Origin of the sequence: Mesorhizobium sp. Mes31 (assembly GCF_024519675.1) — a bacterium.
In the GTDB taxonomy this organism is placed as follows: Bacteria; Pseudomonadota; Alphaproteobacteria; order Rhizobiales; family Rhizobiaceae; genus Mesorhizobium.
This window is the reverse complement of record NZ_JALJRL010000003.1, coordinates 309,869-326,557: the sequence shown is the minus strand read 5'-3', so window position 1 is coordinate 326,557 and position 16,689 is coordinate 309,869. Positions and strand designations below refer to the sequence as shown.

Here is a 16,689-nt window from a genome sequence, read left to right as displayed (position 1 = left end):
TGCTGGTCTGCATGCGACCGATCAGGCCGGCAAACACGAGTCACTCATATCTACTCGGCCAAAGGCTATCGAACAGATAGTAGCCGTCCTTGGCGTAATTCATCGGCGGATCGTCAGGGTCGAATTCGAAGTCTTCGGCCCGAACCAGCGAAGAGTGCAGTCCGGCTATCAGCAGGTCGAGCTTGGCGCCCGTCCATCGATCGCTCTTTTCGACATAGGTTCGCAAGGCATCCACTGCGGGGGGCTGCATCAATTCGGTCTCGGCGACATGTTTGTAACCGAATCCGAGACTTTGAAACGCCCCGGCCAGTTGCAGAATCAGGCTGACGAGTGCGGCTTTCGCCTCATGGTCGAACTGACCGCCGGGCTGGCCGATCCCCGTGATCTTGACATAGGCCTTGCTTGGAAATCGAACCTCAATCCATGATTCCTTCGCTCCTTCGAAAAAGAGGAAGCTTGTCGTGATCGGCGTCGCGAGGAGATTGATATCCACATTGACGCGGCGCCAGAACTGCCTTTCGGGGCTCCTTGCCATGAGCGCCTCCCCAGTCTCCTGCGGGAGGGAACGTACGATGCGAAATTTATCCACCTCCAGCACGCTGACGACGTGCGAGATTCGATAATAGTCGCGCCTTGTCGTGGCGAAGAAAGCCTCAACCTTCCTGTAAAATACGCCCCACGATATCTTCGATGGAATAAATCCTATCGTCGTCATGGCAAATTCGTCCATATCAGTGATCCTGCGTTCTGCCGGCCAGTTGTGGGTGGTCGGCTACAACCTGGGCGGAAGGCATGCCGACAATGGCCACCTTGCATATGGCGCCCGGCCCGACATGGGGAGCAAGCAGTTGATCAGTCTCCACAAATTTTTTCTTGGCTTCGAATTTGTCATTGTCGAAGCCGGCGCTGCTTGATTTTACTTCCTTGGCTCGACCGTCTTTGGTTACAATATCAAGCTCTTGCAGCTCTTCGTTGCATTTGCTGCATCTGATTGAGTAGCTCTTGGTTCCCCCCTCATCGTCCGACACCTTCTTTTCATTGTTCAGTCCCCTTAGCTTACCGTCCGCTATACGTTCATCGGATTGGGCATGGCTCAGCGCTGCATCGGCCTTCTTCTTGGCTTGAGCAATCTGCGTATTGGTCATCCCGCTCTTTCGCAGCTTGGGCTTGACTTTCAACTCGGCGTCAAGTTTGGCGGTTTCCTGTTGCGCTGCGGCCTGATCCTCCTGGGCCTTCTTCTTCGCTGCGTTCCAATTGGCGATCTGCTGGTCGCGATCGTCGGGCTTTTCAACCGCATGGGGCGTGTGCGCGCATGGGGTGCTGCCGCCGCCGGCTCCCGGCTGCCCGACTATCGGGATGGGCGGCGCTCCAGGTGTTGGCGACGCGTGGTCGTCGCTATGGATGTCGCTAAAGCGGCAGACAGGGTTACCTTCTGCCTTGACATTTGTCGACCAGGCATGGCTGTAGGATTTACCCGTATTCACAGAGGTGATGACATTTTTCTTGGCGGCGCAACCCGCTTCGGTTCCACTGGTCTTGCTGTAATAGGACTTGTTTTTCTGGCTGACAGTGGTGCCGCCGATTGTGACCGACCCGGTTCCACTGGTTGTATCGGTGTCGAAGCCAAACGAAGGGTAGGGTACCGGCACGCCCGGCGGCGTTGCCGGGTTTTCCGGTGGTGTGAAGCATACGTCCGGAAAATCGGCAATAACTTTGTTGCCTTGCGCCTTGCAAACAATCTCCAGGCCATTTGCAAATACTGTGCCCATCATACGCCCGTTCTTGAAAAGATAGCCGCTCCGCAGGCACCATCGTCATTGGAAGCCTCTATCAAAACAGTATCACCGGCAGCATATCCCTTCCGCCGGGCTGTCCAGGCCATTCCGATCATGGTTGGTACGACCGCCGCCCCAATGTTTCCAAGACACTCGGCCGGTGACCAGAGGTCTTGAAATTCGTGCCGTCCGCGGACAAGGCGAATGCTCGCCAAAGCAGTTTGCTTGAACCAGTAGGGCTCGCCGATGAGATCGGAAATCCGGTAGCCAAGCCTTGCCATATCAATCCCGGCCGCCCCGAGAGCCTGTGTGTAGGCTTCAGTCATCCCGTTGGCGCGCAAGGGCAGATCTTCAGGATTATTAATGAAGGCAGCTTCCCGCGCCAAGCCAACGCCGTCCAACCGAACATCGCCTCCTGATCGGCCGCAAAGCAACGAAGCTGAGGCTTCGCCAGGTATGAAACCTCTTGGGTTATCGCGCGTCAAAAGGCGTTCGTGCCGTAAATGGTGATCCACGGTTTGCGCGGTCAAATAGCTGTCTACACCAGCAATGATAACGTGATCGGCGGCGTGGGACGCCAACAACCTGTCTGCGGTGGCGAGCGCTACAAGACCGGACGGGCGGCCATGCGCGATGACAGCTGATCTAGGGTGGTGCTCAAGTTCCGCAATCTCAAGCACCCGATGCAGGAAACTGGCATCGGAACTCATGGGCCGGCCAACGCGCTGTGTTTCCGGCAAGCACAGAAGGACCGGGACATTATGTCCGTCGACGATGGCTTTCCGGGCAGCAAGACATTCGACGATTGCGCCTGCAGCAAATCGTGCCAATCGCTCCTGTCCAACGACGTCGGCAAGCAGCGGGATAGGCGCGCCGACAAGCCAATCTCCATTCGGGGCCACATAGCGCGTTTCTTGAAACCCATCGACTGCTCCGCGCATCGATGCGCAGGCGGACGGCGCATCGAGCCCCACGGCCGTGACCATCCCGATGGAGACGATGGCGGTCATATTGGTTGCGCGATTTCTGGCGGAGCGGTGCTTTCGAAACCGCCTTCCGGGTAGTAGGTACGACCGTAAGAGCGCGCGTGCATCATCGGGTCCGTCGGTGGCCCCACCCAGCACTCCGTAAAATCCAGGATCGTTCGATGGATTCGTTGCGAAACGCGCCACACCAGTGAAAATCGACGCTTCTCCGGCTCCAGCAGTATCGTGTCGGGCATTACAGAACCGTCGAACGCCGTCTCCGGGCCCTTGAAAAGTCGTACCGCGAGCGCGGTGCCCGGTAAACGAAAACTTACCCTTCCCTCAGGCGTCAGGTTCACGAGTTGTACTTCCTCGCCACCTCTTGGCAGGTCGATCTGCTGGTCGAACGGCGCCGACTGGAAATAGCGTTCGTCGAAGTCCGGCGGCAGGAACGGAAAGATGTTCTTGGTCCAATTGTCGTCATAGGTGCCGCCATATTCGATCCGGCCCGGCCAACCGCGGCCCATCGGCCCGAAACTCATCGGCTTGTAGTCGCCGAATGGCGAGCGGATCTCCTCGCCGACTGCCTGGGTGTTCGGCAGCCGCAGGCCGGGGACAAGGCGCTGGTTCCTGGTGCGCGACCAGCCGGTTCCGACCGGGTTGTATTTGTAGCTGGCGGGGAGCTTGTCTTCCGGATCCAGCCTGTCGACGCCACCCCAGGCGACGTCATAGGAGATGGGCAGTTTCAGGAAGGGTTGCGGCGATGTGGCGGTGAAAACCGGGCCGATGGAGCGCCATTCGCGGTGGCCGACGACCTCGAACAGCTTCGACCAATTGCCAACCTTGATGCCGACCGGCACGCGCTCGGCCGGGCGCCCGCCCGGCGCGTAGGCGCAGCCATTGGCGATCACGTCGCAGCGCGGTTTGCGGAAGGCGAAGTCTGTCTCCCACAGCGTGGCCGAGTAGCCAGGCACGCCGGTTTGTGTGTCGGCAAAAACCAGCGGCACCTGCTCAGCCGATTTTTGCACCAGTCCGCCCGGCTTGGCGGGGAAGTCGAACGTGCCTTTGACGACCACGACAATCCATTCATGGCCGGCCTTGTCCATGGCAACGGTGAATTGGTGCGGATACCCCATCTGGTTCCAGATCTGCATCAGCTGGTCTCCCAACTGGCGGCTAAGATCTGCTCCAGCGTCGCTTGCGGCGATTGCGGATCGATGTCGAAAATGTCCAAACGGGCGGTCCACATCACCATGTCGCTGATGACCTCTTCGCCCGGCTCCACGGGCGGCACAGGCAGTCCGGCCAGCGCGGCATCCAGTTCGTCGGGCGTCAGCTCGCCGTTCTGGGCCGCGATGGCCGCCTCTTCGATGCTGGAAAACCACGCCTCGGCGTCGGCCAGCAGAATGGAGGCTTCGGAAAGCTGCGCAACGACGCTCAAAGGGAACTTCCGGCCAACCCTGTCGGCGCTCTGCAAGATGATGCCTGCCGATGCGCCGAAGGAAGCCGGGCCAGCCAGAAAGCGCAGCGCGGTTGTGCTTGGCCAAAATTCCGAGCCGAACAGCGGGACGAGATGCTGCGCCAGCCAGCGGTCCCAGCCGCGGACAAAGTCGCCCGACAGCCGCCGCGTCACGAAATCGCCGGTGGCGGGCATTTTGCCATAAAAGCCGGGCAAGGTCATATTTGGGGCGGACATGAGAATTTCTTGAACATCTGCAAATTGTAGGGGTTCTCGACGCTGGCGGCCTTGAGTTCGAAATCGGCGTACATGCCTTTCGTCCCCAGGCGCAGGCTGTAGACATCGGACAGCGACGTGCCGGCGAAGCGGCCGCTGCGCAGCATCCTCAGCCATGCCCAGCTGCCGGTCTCGTTGAGCATGATTTCGGGCGATCCATCGATCGGCTGGAAGGCGAGCGAGATGACCCCGGTGCCGTCCTTGCCGGGCCAGGTCATCGGCTGTGGCCGCGTCGCGTTGTTGTAGTAGACGAGGGTCTGGCCATCGAGGTTGAGCGTCACCCGCGTGACGTTGGGAGACAGGTCCTTCGGTTCGAGCGTGAAGCTCATCACCGGCCCTGTACCGCCGGGAAAGAGATCGTCGCGGATATGCCTGGCCTGTTCGAACGCCGCCAGCGCCGAAGGATCGAGGCCGAAATCGGCGCGCCATTTCCATGGCTGGCTGGTCGTGTCGACATAGTTGATCAGGTGGTCATTGATGAAACCGTCGATCAGCCCAGCCGGCCCGAACAGCCTGGCGAAATCACGCACGTTGACGTCCACCGCGCTCTCGGCGCTGAATGGATAGCGGTCGTTCAGCGCTGCCTGGCAGAAAGGCAGTATGTCGGCCCGCCAGATGGCGTTGAGCTCCGAAGTGACCGCTTTCTGGGTCAAATTGCTGGTGTCGCCGGCAATCCCACCCAGCCAGGCGTTGATGGGGTCGGGCAGGATCTGTGCCTGCCTGGCTACCGCTCCCGTCAGTTCGGCAAGGCCGCCCTGCTTCTTGATGGCATCCTGCGGATTGGGGTTGGCGGTGACCGTCTGCAGCACGTTCGAAAGCGCGGTCAGCGCGACAACGGCGGCATCGAGTGCCGGCGGCTGGCCGTCGACCTCGGCAATGGTGCTCTTGAGCGGTTTGAAGTGTTCGGCCACCAGATTGCCGGTCAGGTCCACCTCGGTTGCGGATCCGGCGCGGGGAAGCAGCTTCGCGCCGCTTGTCGCCAGCTTGCCGAGCTTGCCCAGCTTGCCGAGCAGTTTGGAAGCGCCCTTGGCCGCCGCCTTGTCGTCGGCGGGCGCCTCGTCGGAGCGCGTCAGTTCGGTCTCCTGGACGACCGCCGTCAGCAGCCGCTTCAGCGCTGAATCGGCACTCGAGAGATCCTTCAGATTTTCGCTGGCGACATTGAGATCGGTCAATGGCGCGAGCCGCATGTCACGCAGGAAGCTGTCCCATTGCGCGATATAGTCGTCATAGTAGAGCTTCAGGATATCCTCCGACAGCGCCGAGACCGAGGTCTCGGAGTTTTCCGAGCAGCCGCCGGCAAAAACCGCACGATCGAGTGCCGCCTGGGCGGCGACATCGTCGATGCGGTCGAGAATGGCGTCGTGGAAGCCGGAATAGGTGAATGCTCCGGCAATGCCGACGCGAAGTGTCTTGTCGGAACGCCGCGCAAACACCTTGCCGCCATTGGGGCCGGCGAAATTGGCCGGGATCCACTCCTTGAGCTCGGCCACCGCCGGATCGGCCAGCAACTGCTTGTAGGCCCGCGCCGGCAACGAGATCGTGCACACCGTTTTCAGCGCTTCGGCGACCAACGCCTGGTCGGGCGCGATATAGCTCTCGTCGACCGCCATCCGGCGGATGGCGGCAAGCTGATGTTCTTCGGCATCGGCGGTCGGAAATGGTGCCGCGGCCGCGAATTCGGGCAGACTGTTCACCCACCAGTTCTCTGCGAAATCGGGATCCATCTGCGACAGACCTGTCATCATGCGATAGGTCTTCAGTGCCCCGAGCATGAAATCCGGATCGCGGATCTGCCGCCACATGGTCGCCTCGAGCAGTGCGACCATGCGTGGCTCGAGCACGTTGCGCAAGGCGTGGTCGTATGTGTCGGTCTGCGCCCGCACCAGTTCCGCCGAGGCCGATGGGCCCAGCAGATCCTGGGCAGCGCCCGGCGGTGTTGTCCGCGCATTTGCCACCGCGTCCATGGCTTCGAGAGCGCTGTCGATGGCGGGCTGCTCCACCGATGCCGGGTTTGCGGCCACGGATGTCAGCGGCGTTTGCAGCGCTTCGAACTGGCCTGCCTGGGCCGTGATCGCGTTGCGGTTGTCGAAATAGGACCAGGTGAACAGCCCGCCGGCCAGCAAGGCCGCCGCCGCGCACGCGGCGGCGGCGCCGCGCCAGATCCAGGCGCGGCGGCGTTGCGCCAGCGGGTCGAACGTGCCGAGGCCGGCTTCCCTGAAGATGACCTCGGTGAGCAGGTTCTTCAGGAAGAAGCTGCGTTTCTCGACCCTTGGCGCGGGCAGGGCCCGCCGTGGCGGAAGGCCGAAGGACGACGACAGCGCCGCGGTCAGCCGGTCGATGGGCGCCCCTTCTTGCGTCGCCGATGTCAGATAGAGGCCGCGCAGCCAGGCGGCCTCTTCATACCGGCTTTCGCCGAACATCGCCTCGACCAGCACCTGGATCGGTTCGGACAGGCTGGACAGTTGGGCGGGAAACCTGAAGATCTCGGCACGGGCGGCGAGCTTGTCCTCGTCCTCCAGGCGCGGCACCAGCCGTCGTTCCAGTTCCGTCGCCAGCGCCGAAATCTCTCGTTCGATGGTCTTGGCATCCACGCGCGCATCCAGCGCGAAGGTGGTTCCCCATACCTGTTCGCGCGAGGCGGTGGACAGGCCGCCGAAGAAAGCCTCGAAACCCTTGATCAGATCGGCCTTGGTCAGCATCAGATAGACCGGAAGGCGGATTTCGAGCCGGTCGTTGAGCTCGGCCAGCCGGCGGCGGATCTTGCGGCCGTGCGCCTTGATGGCCTCGTCCCCCTCCGAGAGCACGTCGATCGAAAGCGCGACGATCACACCATTGAGGGCGCGGCGGCCCCGGTGTTTCTTCAAAAGGTCGAGGAAGCCCAGCCATTCCGCGGCGTCCACGTCGGGCTGGCTCTCCTGCTGCACATAGCGGCCGGCGGTGTCGATCAGAACCGCGTTTTCGGAAAAGAACCAGTCGCAGTTGCGCGTGCCGCCGACCCCCTGCAGGTCGTCGGTGAGGTCGATCGGAAAATTCAGTCCGGACTGCCGCAAGGCCGTGGTCTTGCCGGTGGCCGGCGGCCCGACGATCACATACCAAGGCATCTCGCGCAGGAACTTGCGTCCGCCCAGCTTGCGTCGCTTCAGTTCGGCCATCACCTCGGCGAACTTGGCACCCACGGCGGCGACGTTCTCTTCGCCGGGGCTGAGCGGCTTTTCCGCCACGGGTGCCGCGATCTCGGCGACGAACATGCGGTTGGCGCGGATCGCCCGGCGCTGGGCGACGATCAGCCAGATCAGCCAGAAGATGACCAGCAGCGCGATGATGACGATGCGCACATTTTCAGAGGCGAACGGTTCGTAGGGACCGACCCTGACGATCGGACCGAACACCCAGATGACCAGGGAAAGCAGCGTGATGCCGATCAGCGTCCAGAGCCAGCGCGATGTCAGAACCGCCCAGAGGAAGCGCAGGATGAACATGTCAAAGCCTCTTTTCGACGAGCACCTCGACGCGGCGGTTCAAGGCCCGGCCCTCGCGCGTGCTGTCGTCGGCCACTGGATCGGTGGCCGCTCGGCCCTCGGAATGGACGCGGTCTTGCGGCACTCCGTTCTGGACCAGCATGTCGGCAATCGTCTGGGCGCGAGCCTCGGACAGTCGCTGGTTGGTCGACAGCGGATTGGTCTTTTGCAGGGGAACGCTGTCCGTATGACCGATCACCGTGATGTTCCCGATCAGCTCCTGATTGGCGAGGATCACCTTGGCGATCGAACCGATCAGGGGCTCGAAGCCTTCGGTTAGTTGTGGCCGCGACGACTGGAACAGTTCGGGGTTGGAGGCCTGGATGATCAGCTTGGCCAGCGAAACGCTCTCGGTGCCGCTGAGGGCGGATTTGAGGTCGGCCGGCGCCCCGGCCTGAAATTCGGGCAACAGCGCAAAATCCACTTTCTCCGGTGGCGGGGCATCGACCTTGGGCGACGCACGACTGATGTCGCCGCGTGCGGGCGGCGGCAACGCGCGAACGAGCGCGGAAAGCTCGACCGCCTGGCTGCTCAGTCCCATCGAGAGCCCGATATGGATTGCGGTGGCGACAACCGCCGCACCGAGCGCCATGACCCAGATCGGAACGATGAAGCGCTGCGGCTCGTCGGATGCGATCACGCCCTTCCAGTTCGGCGACAGTGGCGCGCCTTCGGCGTCGGCGTCGCGCAGGAAGCGCGCCGCCGCCACGCGCACGGCATTGAGCGAGCGGTCGCCTGACCGGCCGGGCACGCGATATTTGCCGCGAAAGCCGAGCGCCATGCAAGCATACTGCAGTTCCAGCAATTCGCGATCGCGGTTGGGATGGCGCTCCAATTCGTCGAGGCGCGTGAAGAACTGCGTGCCGGCATCGACATCGCCGCGCAGCATGACGACAAGCGGCTGCCGCGGCCAGGCGCTGGCCCCGCCCCATGGCGTGTTCAGAGCCAGATCGTCGAGCAACGCCGCCACCGCCCAGGCTGCCTGGTCGGCCCGCTCCATCGAGGACCCCGCCGACATTGCCGTGTCGCGTGCCCGGACCAGTTCTTCGAGCAATCGGGTACGCAACGCTTCCGGATTCTCCGGCGGCAGCGCGCTTTCAAGCTCGGGCGCGAACTCGAGCAAGGGCGCGAACGCGTTGACAAGCGCGTTCGGGTGGGTACGAGACCGCTTTACCGCCGCGCCCGGCAAGAGCGGCGCCATCGGTCGCGGCATCGGCGCGCCGGTCAACCGTATGCGGGTGCGTTCGCGATCCTCCGACAGTCCGAAAGGATCATCGCGGCTCATGATCTCACCTGTTCACCGAATAGCAGTCCACTTGCGGCTCGCTTGGCAAGACACCCGAAACGCCGATGACGAAGCCGGGGGCATCGAGCAGCGACGCCCAGTGCTCGCTTTTCTGGTCCAACTCGAGGCAAAGCCGATCGCCATCGTAAGGGATCTCGCGCGGCTGGGAATGAAGCGGTTTCAGCGGAATACCGGGCAGACGCGATTTCCACAGGCCCTCGAACTGGTCGGCCGATCCGACGGTCGCCTGATTGACGAATATCTTGCGCAGCGCGTCCTCCGACAGTTCCGAACCGACCCGGATGACGATCCGGCTGGCCACCAGCAGCTTCGGGTTGTCGATGCGGATTTTCCAGACATTGGTCGAATGCCGCATGACAGGCAACGCACGCGATTTCGGCTCGATGTAACGCAGGCTGAGGATGAGCGAGCGCAGCGCATCCGCCAGCGCCGAATAGGCGGGGCCAGGCGCCATGTGATCGTAGGCGGGCAACTCGCCCAGCCGCCGCGCACTCGATCCGTAGGTCGCCATCGAACCGGCGAGCCCGGCAAGTTCCAGGTAAAGCTCGGCGGGATGGAAGACATCCTGCGCCAGCATGTGGGCCAGCCGTGGACGCGCCGCATTGGCGAGATTGAGCATCAGCAGATCTTCGACGCTGCGCCCCGGTCCGCCCATGACCATCTTGCCATGCGCCTCGGCGATCTGGTCGAGGCCCGTGACGACTTCAAGGAGCAACTGCCGATACCAGGCCACCGCGCCGGTAACCAGTGTCGGCGGCAGGAAGGTCTCGTCCAAAGAGACGCCGCCATCGGCTCGAACCCCCTTGAGGTCGGCTATCGGCAAGGCTGTGTAGCCACCGACCGATTTGCCGGGCGCCAGCAGCAGAGCCTGCGGACGGGCGATCTCGATTTCTTCAGGGTCCGAACCACCCTGGACGGCGTCACGCACCGAGACGATCCGCCCATGATATCGTGCTCCCGAGGGGGCCGCGTGTGCCGGATCGAAGCCGACACCGCCGGGAGGCTCCAGTGGCAAGGCGACCAGCACCGGTCCGGCGCCCGTGTCAGGGGTGACCGGCAGCGGCCGCGGCGCGTCCATCATGTCCGGGATGGAGAACGGTGTGCCGTCCGGGAAGATGCCCCGTGCGGACAGGATCGAGATCTGGCCGGCCTCGAGCAACGCCTGGTCCAGCGTCAGCTGTTGGAAGCCGAACGTGTGCAGTTGCCCGGCCTGCAACGCGCCGCGCACCGTCGCCTCGAAGAAACGATCCTGCTGCTGGAAATGCTGGGTCCGCAGGAAAAGACCCTCGGACCACAGCACCCTGTTTGCATCGCTCATGCCGCTACTCTCTGCATTGAGCTCCCCTTGCTCTGGCCGCTAGGCGGAAATGCCGCCGCTGCCAAGCGTGACGTTGATCGTGAATTTTGATCCCGGCGACACCGATTTGGTGGTCCGCCAGTTCCTGCCGCCAGGTTCCCGGATCAGCGCGACGAAGCCCAGCGCCGTCGCGTCCGGCTCGACCGTGATGGTCTTGGATGCGCTCTTTCCCGGCCCGACGGCGATCTGGTCGGATCCGATGAGATCACCTGCCAGCGCGGAGCCGGCATCCCCCTGCAGGGCAAAGTAGTCGGCTGAATTGAATTTGCCGGTGCCGCGCAGCCGCATGACGAGGACAGTCACCGGCCGGTCGCCGCCACCTGGCCCCGGGTTCATGCCGGTGCCACCGGTCACGTTGACGGTGATCACCGATGGTTTTGGCGGACCGCTCTGGCAAGCCGTGAGCAGCCCCGTCGCGCCCAGGGCAATGACAAATTCGCGTCGATCGATCATGTCTCACTCCTCCTCATATGCATCTCGAAAATCAGCGCCGATTTCGCCAAGAAAGCTTTTTTCCGCGCTCTCGGCGATTTCACGATGGCGTTTCTGGTAAAGCTCCCACAGCTTGGCGCCACGCCCGCCCGAAAGCAGGGTGCCGATCGCGGAATTTGATTTCAGCTCTTCCTCGATCACCGCCGGGTCGAAACGGTCGATCATCCGCCGCAAGGCGCCTTGCACGCCTCGCCAGGCGCGCACGTGATGTTGCGCGAGATCGCGGACCGCGTCGGCGATTGCCGCTTCGCCGGCGAGAAATCCGGGGCTGCGCTCGGCGATAAGCGTCACGATGGCGTCGTCGACCGTCGGCAAAAACTTGAGTGGATTGACTTCGGAGGCGCCGACCATGGTCTGGGCGACGCGAGCGTTTCCCTTTTCCTCGGCCCGTTTGCGCAGAAGCTGCATCAGGCCTTCCATCATCAGCCGGTATTCGCGACCGAACTTCTCCATTTCCGCGATGCTGTCGCGCCCGGGAAAATCGGCTTCCTCAACGCCCATGCCGCGCAGGAATGCCGTGCGAAGCGCCATCTCCGCCTGCGGCGGCGATTGCGACGAGCGGGTGGATTTGGGAGCGGCGCCTGTCCGTGCTGGAGGTGGGACATCCGCCGCTTGCATGGGCAAATCCCAGGGATTGGCGGATTGTGGCCGTTGGGCGATGTGCTCGCGCTGTCCGGTCGAACCGGCGCCGTTCGCCGAACTCGGCGCCGCGGCGGGTCCGAAACCAAAATCATCATTGAAATCGGACAGCTTTCCACGAGCGGGTTCGCCCGAGCGGCCGGGCGATGGCACCGGGTCAAGGCTGAATGGGTCCGCAGGGTTCGCCGCGCCGCCCGGTTCGAGATAGGCGGCATCTTTCGACACGGGCGTCGAAACCGGATCGAGGCTGAACGGGTCATCGAAAGCGGGCGAGCTGCGCTGGCTGGAGCTGGCTCGCTCGAACGCGCCCGGAACCGGCTGCTCGAACGGATTCGGCAGGTCGGCCGGACGTGGCCGTCGCGGCTCTTCTTCGACCGTGGCGGAAAAGAAGTCGTCGCGGCCGATGCTCACCGGCGCCCGCGATGCCGGCGGCAGGCGCTCCGGAGCCACCTGGCCGGCTGCCGGCGCTTGGGCGGTTGGCGTCTGCAGGTCGACATATACGATGTAGTCGCCCAGTCTCAGCCTCATGCCGCTTTGAAGGCGCGTCGACTTGCCGGCACCGAGCGGGCTGTCAGAGTCGTTTATGAACAATCCGCTGCTCGACGTGTCGGTGACGAAATATCCATCTCGCCCGCCCGAGATCCTGCAATGAGCCCGCGAAACGAACATGTCGGGATCGTCGATCTGCCAGCCCGCGTCCGCGCTGCGGCCGATCACCAGTTCGCCCTCGTCCAGCCGGGTCTGCCGTACCGCCTGGGTGCGTGGCCCTTGCTCCAGCGTCAGCAGCAGACTCATGCCGCGACCTCCGCCATTTCCGGCCGCCATCCGACGATTGTCCGCAGCCGCATGTCGTCAGCATCGCCCCTTTCAGCGGGCCGCGCAAGCCAGGCGGTCCGGCCGAGCTGTACGGCTCCGATACGCGGCGGCGGCACTGCGTCACGCGCCAGCACGATGCGCAGGTCGACGTCGAGCGATTCCCCGACCATGTCGCGAACGGCCTGCTTGAACAGTTTGAGCCGTGGGCCTCCCGGCAGGAACGCCTTGAAGTCCTCATAGCCCAGCGGGCCGACGCGCAGTTCGATCCGGCTTTGGCGGTTGAAAACGCGCGGGCCGATCGTCGCCCCCCGGCCGAGCCCCGCATAGGCTTTCGCAAGGCGGGTCTGGAGTCCGCTTGGTATGGTCATCCAGGCGGCGATGAACTCCTTGATCTGAACCGGTACCTTGAACGCTTCGGCCAGGAACAGCGTCAGCCGTTCCGGGCCGTCGACCTGGTTGGCGAGCGATGCCGCCTGGCGAAGCTTCACGGTATCGAGATCGGCGTTCCGGGTGCCGGGAAGTCCGATCCCAGCCATGGCCTCAAGCATGGCGCGAACGCGCCCACCGACCGCGCGTTCGACCTGCACGGCCGGATGGGCATCCGCCCACGCCCGATAATACAGGGCGATCAATCGGTGCTGCAGAATGTTGACGAAGTCCAGGAATGTCGTGTCACTGGTCTGCTGCGCATCGGCGCCGGTGAACCAGCGCTGCGACAGGCGATCGAGCACCCAGCGCGTCAAATGCAGCGGCAGCGGACCTTCAGGTCCCATCAGGCCGAGATTTGTGACCGTAACCCTGGCCGGGGCCTTGTCCTTTGCTTCGCGGAATTCAACCACGTCCCTGGCCGAAAAGCTGAGACGCACATGCTGTCCGAGCCTTGCCGGCTCGCGCTGCGGCGAGCCGGAATGGCCGAACAGTCCGCCCCTCCGTTCGAGCCGGCGCAACAGCTCGAAGAAGTCGAACGTCTCGGACAATTCCTCGGCCCGTTTCGGGTCGACTGTGCCTAGATCAGGTAGCGATTGCCGGGCGTCATCGGCCATGGCACATCCTCCTGTTTCTGCAACAGCCGCGTACGGGTTCGCACAAAGCCGTTTATTCCGGCATGACGGGCAAACAGCCGTGCAAGCAGGGCCGAAAGCAGCAGTGTGCTCTGCCCTGCCAGGACCGACTGGTCCACATGCAATGTCACTTCCGTGCCGCGCCCGAAGCACATCGGCCCGTCGATCTGCAGCCGTTCGATGACCGACCGCGAGTCGATGCGGACGATCGAATGCACGTTGCGGGCGAGGCTCGGGTCGCCCCGGTCGGCATAAAGATCGAGCAGCGCATGCAGCGGATCGACGCCGCGACCTTCCTTGGCAAGGCTGAGAAAGTTGAGCGCCAACTGCGCCACCAGCCGCCAAGCGAGATTGTCGGCACGGGATTCGCCCGCTGCGCCCGCCGGCAGCGCCGCGGGGATAGCCGGGCGAGGGGGACGCAACGCGCCGAGAAGCACGACCGTTTCGACCGGGTCGCCGGCCTCCAGCGTCAAGGTGGGATTGTCGTCGAGGATCGGCAGATCGCGGTTGGTGCAAAGCGCCACGATGTCGACACGCTTCAGCGGCCGGTTCGCCTGGCTTTCCACCGGGCGTGAAATCGCCAGGAAAACATCGTCCCCTGTGTAGGAGGTGCGGGTCAGTCCGTCGCGTCGCTCCTCCTCCGTCGCGCGCCGTGGGCGCCGCTCGGTGGAATAGACCCAACCACTGCCGCGGTTTTGCCCCAGGCTGAAGAGCTCGGGAATTTCGGCGTCGTTGCCTTCCGTGTCGGCGTCCTCGACGCGGAGGATCCGATAGATTTCGAAGTCCCGCGCCCGCGTGCGGTCGGCATGCAGCACCTGGCGCGTCTTGCGCGGGTCGAGCTCGATGACGTTGCACTCACGCTCGAAGAGATTGATGATCGGCGTAGCAAAAAGTTCGAAATCGGCCGGTGTCAGGTCGGCAAGTTCAGGCACTGGACGCCTGAACAGGAAGATGATCTCGAGCCCGGCCGCGCATTTGCGCACGACAGGCTGCAGCCCCGATATCCGCACGTAGTGGAAGCGCTCGGGCATCATGAAATATTCACGCAGCAGACGGTACCCCTCGAATGTCGGACGGGTACGAGGCATCAGGGCCTCGTCGTCGCTGATGCCGATCATTTCGGGTTCCGGCAAGGGCGATATGGGATTGGTCTTGCCTTCCGCACGTGCGCCGACGGCCCAGCAGGCGCCGAAGATCGCGTCGAAAAGCAGTGGTGCTTTGGTGCGCCCGGCAAAGTAGAGATCGAGCTGGTCGAGCGACAGTTCGTCGAGCCTGCCTTTTCCGGTCCGAGCCAGCACAATGCGGAGCGCCGCCTCGCCGCCGACACCGCCGATCGGCGCTATGCCGCCCGCCGCCAGCGCACTGCGATCTTGAAAATAGCTTACCGAAGTGACCGCTATCGGCCACAGCGTGATGTCCTGGGCCGTGGTGAACGTGCAGCGCGTCGAAAGGCCGGGCTGCAAGCTGGAGACCAGCCGGGTGTTGCGTTTGACGACATGGCCGGCAACCATTGTCTGGACCTGCTGGCCGGGTTTCAGCACCACCATCGCCGTTGCCGGCGCCGGCGTGACCAGGTCGGGATAGAGGACGTCCAGCACGCTGCGTGAAAACCGCGAGCGTTCCGCATCGACCTTCAGCCGGGTGCGCGCGGCGAGGAAAGCGACGCCGTCAAGCAACCGCTCGACATACGGGTCCGGACACGGGACCGTGTCGAGCGACAGGTTGCGAGCCACCGCCGGATGCATGTCGGCAAATTCCGCCGCGAGTGCACGGATATGGGTCAGTTCCTCCTCGTAATATTCTACGAAGACCCGATCCATCTCAGGCTTCCCTAAATTCGGTCCGCGCCAAGCCGTTATCGAGATTGATCGTGGTGCGCAGCCGCATGCGTTCCGGCGTCGGTGTCATGATCAGCACCGCGTCTATCTCGATCTTCAAGCCCACGCTCTTGTCGCCAAGTGTCACCGCGACTTTCGTCGCGCTTTCCTTGAGACGTGGCTCGAACGTGGCAAGCACCGAGCGGATCTCGCGCGCCAGGGCTTCGCGATCAAAGTCGCGGGACGAACGACCCGAGAAGGAAGGCACGCCATAGTTGACCACACTTCGGCGCACCTCCGGAAAATCGGCGAGCGACGGCGGGTTGTCCGTCGCCTGCTCGCTTTCAAGATCGGACAGAAGCGGAACAGCCTCGAAACGCTCGGTGTTGAACAGAGCCTCTATGTCGCGCCGCACGGCCTCCCTGAGCACACGGGCCGACACGACCACGCCACGGCTTTCCATCTCCGCGCGGTGTTGGGTCTGAAAGGCCAGGCGGTGCAGGCGCCGCTTCTGATCGGCCGTCAATTCCGCATCGGCATCGATGAGCCGAGCGCTGCCCGCGACCAGGGTCTCCAGCCGGTCCACGCCGAGCTCGTCCTGCAAGGCCTGGCGCAGCCCGTCTATCTCGGAGACCATGCCCGGCAGGTCGTTTACGAGGCGGTCCCAGAGAGAGGGCTGGACCGCTTCGCGTTTTGCTCGCGAACCGCCGGTAACCTGCAGCTTGTCCGCGCCGGGCCGCCGGCCCTCACTTGCCGACATAGACATCCATTTCGATTTCGTCATTGCCGTCATAGACGAACTTGATCTTCTTGTAGGCGAAGCTGACCTCTTCCTCGATCAGGTCTTCCTCATCCTCGGCCTGCGACATGTCATATTCCATGATCGAGGCGTCGGTGAGCGTGACGACCAGGTAGTCCTTGGTCTCGCCATCGATGGTCCGCCGTGCCGAGAACACCACTTCGTCCAGCGCCTTGTTCTCGAACAGGGCTTTTTTCAGATAGGGCGAGGACTTGTCATAGTGCTTGGTGAACTTGATCATGCCCAGGGCAACGCGGCCACGGCGCGAGAGCGAGTTTGGATCGTATGGAGCGACCATCTTGTAATCGACCCCATGGATTTCGATTTCATCCTCGTGGCCGTCTCGAACGCTTGGGCCTTTGATATCCGGAACTTTTAGAAAGCCATCAATCTTCATGGTTGTGGGCAT

General features: G+C 63.1%; 14 protein-coding genes. All 14 read right to left on the bottom strand.

What is annotated here, in order from left to right; genetic code table 11:
• Positions 1 to 40: 40 nt before the first annotated feature.
• The 14 genes from NR193_RS06870 to NR193_RS06805 are packed head-to-tail and all read right to left on the bottom strand — an operon-like array spanning position 41 to position 16,689.
• Positions 41 to 730 carry a hypothetical protein gene (locus NR193_RS06870; protein WP_256750114.1) on the bottom strand — a complete coding sequence of 230 codons (690 nt, stop codon included), beginning with the start codon at positions 728 to 730 and terminating at the stop codon, positions 41 to 43.
• 1 nt (position 731) lies between these two features.
• Positions 732 to 1,769 (bottom strand): DUF4150 domain-containing protein, encoded by a 1,038-nt coding sequence (locus NR193_RS06865; RefSeq protein ID WP_256750293.1) that lies wholly within the window; start codon positions 1,767 to 1,769, stop codon positions 732 to 734.
• Positions 1,769 to 2,785 carry a 3-oxoacyl-ACP synthase gene (locus NR193_RS06860; RefSeq protein ID WP_256750113.1) on the bottom strand — a complete coding sequence of 339 codons (1,017 nt, stop codon included), beginning with the start codon at positions 2,783 to 2,785 and terminating at the stop codon, positions 1,769 to 1,771. The genes NR193_RS06865 and NR193_RS06860 overlap by 1 nt, the downstream gene beginning before the upstream one ends.
• Positions 2,782 to 3,894: a DUF2169 domain-containing protein gene (locus NR193_RS06855; protein ID WP_256750112.1), complete on the bottom strand. Its 1,113-nt coding sequence runs from the start codon at positions 3,892 to 3,894 to the stop codon at positions 2,782 to 2,784. Before NR193_RS06855 ends, NR193_RS06860 begins: the two co-directional genes overlap by 4 nt.
• Positions 3,894 to 4,421, bottom strand: coding sequence for a type VI secretion system-associated protein TagF (tagF, locus tag NR193_RS06850; RefSeq protein WP_256750111.1), 528 nt, complete (start codon positions 4,419 to 4,421; stop codon positions 3,894 to 3,896). Before tagF ends, NR193_RS06855 begins: the two co-directional genes overlap by 1 nt.
• Complete coding sequence (gene tssM / locus NR193_RS06845) at positions 4,418 to 7,954, bottom strand: type VI secretion system membrane subunit TssM (protein WP_256750110.1); 3,537 nt, start codon at positions 7,952 to 7,954, stop codon at positions 4,418 to 4,420. The genes tagF and tssM overlap by 4 nt, the downstream gene beginning before the upstream one ends.
• A gap of 1 nt (position 7,955) precedes the next feature.
• The gene (gene icmH / locus NR193_RS06840) at positions 7,956 to 9,278 is read right to left on the bottom strand and encodes a type IVB secretion system protein IcmH/DotU (RefSeq protein WP_256750109.1); all 1,323 of its coding nucleotides are present in this window, start codon (positions 9,276 to 9,278) and stop codon (positions 7,956 to 7,958) included.
• Between the two features lie 4 nt (positions 9,279 to 9,282).
• Entirely contained in the window at positions 9,283 to 10,617 is a 1,335-nt protein-coding gene (tssK, locus tag NR193_RS06835) for a type VI secretion system baseplate subunit TssK (protein WP_091583643.1), read from the bottom strand.
• A gap of 39 nt (positions 10,618 to 10,656) precedes the next feature.
• Positions 10,657 to 11,109, bottom strand: coding sequence for a type VI secretion system lipoprotein TssJ (tssJ, locus tag NR193_RS06830; protein WP_256750108.1), 453 nt, complete (start codon positions 11,107 to 11,109; stop codon positions 10,657 to 10,659).
• Positions 11,110 to 11,112: 3 nt separating this feature from the next.
• Positions 11,113 to 12,582, bottom strand: a complete 1,470-nt coding sequence (gene tagH / locus NR193_RS06825; protein WP_256750107.1) for a type VI secretion system-associated FHA domain protein TagH — start codon at positions 12,580 to 12,582, stop codon at positions 11,113 to 11,115.
• The gene (tssG, locus tag NR193_RS06820) at positions 12,579 to 13,646 is read right to left on the bottom strand and encodes a type VI secretion system baseplate subunit TssG (protein ID WP_256750106.1); all 1,068 of its coding nucleotides are present in this window, start codon (positions 13,644 to 13,646) and stop codon (positions 12,579 to 12,581) included. The genes tagH and tssG overlap by 4 nt, the downstream gene beginning before the upstream one ends.
• A complete protein-coding gene (tssF, locus tag NR193_RS06815) occupies positions 13,610 to 15,484 on the bottom strand; it encodes a type VI secretion system baseplate subunit TssF (RefSeq protein WP_256750105.1) in 1,875 nt (624 codons plus the stop codon). Before tssF ends, tssG begins: the two co-directional genes overlap by 37 nt.
• 1 nt (position 15,485) lies before the next feature.
• A complete protein-coding gene (tssE, locus tag NR193_RS06810; protein ID WP_256750292.1) occupies positions 15,486 to 16,241 on the bottom strand; it encodes a type VI secretion system baseplate subunit TssE in 756 nt (251 codons plus the stop codon).
• Positions 16,228 to 16,689 carry a type VI secretion system tube protein TssD gene (locus NR193_RS06805; RefSeq protein WP_256750104.1) on the bottom strand — a complete coding sequence of 154 codons (462 nt, stop codon included), beginning with the start codon at positions 16,687 to 16,689 and terminating at the stop codon, positions 16,228 to 16,230. The genes tssE and NR193_RS06805 overlap by 14 nt, the downstream gene beginning before the upstream one ends.

Coding starts and splice junctions, on each gene's coding strand:
- tssJ (WP_256750108.1), bottom strand. CDS start 11,109: ATGATCGATCGACGCGAATTTGTCATTGCCCTGGGCGCGACGGGGCTG.
- tssM (WP_256750110.1), bottom strand. CDS start 7,954: ATGTTCATCCTGCGCTTCCTCTGGGCGGTTCTGACATCGCGCTGGCTC.
- tssG (WP_256750106.1), bottom strand. CDS start 13,646: ATGGCCGATGACGCCCGGCAATCGCTACCTGATCTAGGCACAGTCGAC.
- tssK (WP_091583643.1), bottom strand. CDS start 10,617: ATGAGCGATGCAAACAGGGTGCTGTGGTCCGAGGGTCTTTTCCTGCGG.
- tssE (WP_256750292.1), bottom strand. CDS start 16,241: ATGTCGGCAAGTGAGGGCCGGCGGCCCGGCGCGGACAAGCTGCAGGTT.
- NR193_RS06805 (WP_256750104.1), bottom strand. CDS start 16,689: ATGCCCACAACCATGAAGATTGATGGCTTTCTAAAAGTTCCGGATATC.
- NR193_RS06865 (WP_256750293.1), bottom strand. CDS start 1,769: ATGGGCACAGTATTTGCAAATGGCCTGGAGATTGTTTGCAAGGCGCAA.
- tssF (WP_256750105.1), bottom strand. CDS start 15,484: ATGGATCGGGTCTTCGTAGAATATTACGAGGAGGAACTGACCCATATC.
- NR193_RS06870 (WP_256750114.1), bottom strand. CDS start 730: ATGGACGAATTTGCCATGACGACGATAGGATTTATTCCATCGAAGATA.
- tagF (WP_256750111.1), bottom strand. CDS start 4,421: ATGACCTTGCCCGGCTTTTATGGCAAAATGCCCGCCACCGGCGATTTC.
- NR193_RS06855 (WP_256750112.1), bottom strand. CDS start 3,894: ATGCAGATCTGGAACCAGATGGGGTATCCGCACCAATTCACCGTTGCC.
- NR193_RS06860 (WP_256750113.1), bottom strand. CDS start 2,785: ATGACCGCCATCGTCTCCATCGGGATGGTCACGGCCGTGGGGCTCGAT.
- icmH (WP_256750109.1), bottom strand. CDS start 9,278: ATGAGCCGCGATGATCCTTTCGGACTGTCGGAGGATCGCGAACGCACC.
- tagH (WP_256750107.1), bottom strand. CDS start 12,582: ATGAGTCTGCTGCTGACGCTGGAGCAAGGGCCACGCACCCAGGCGGTA.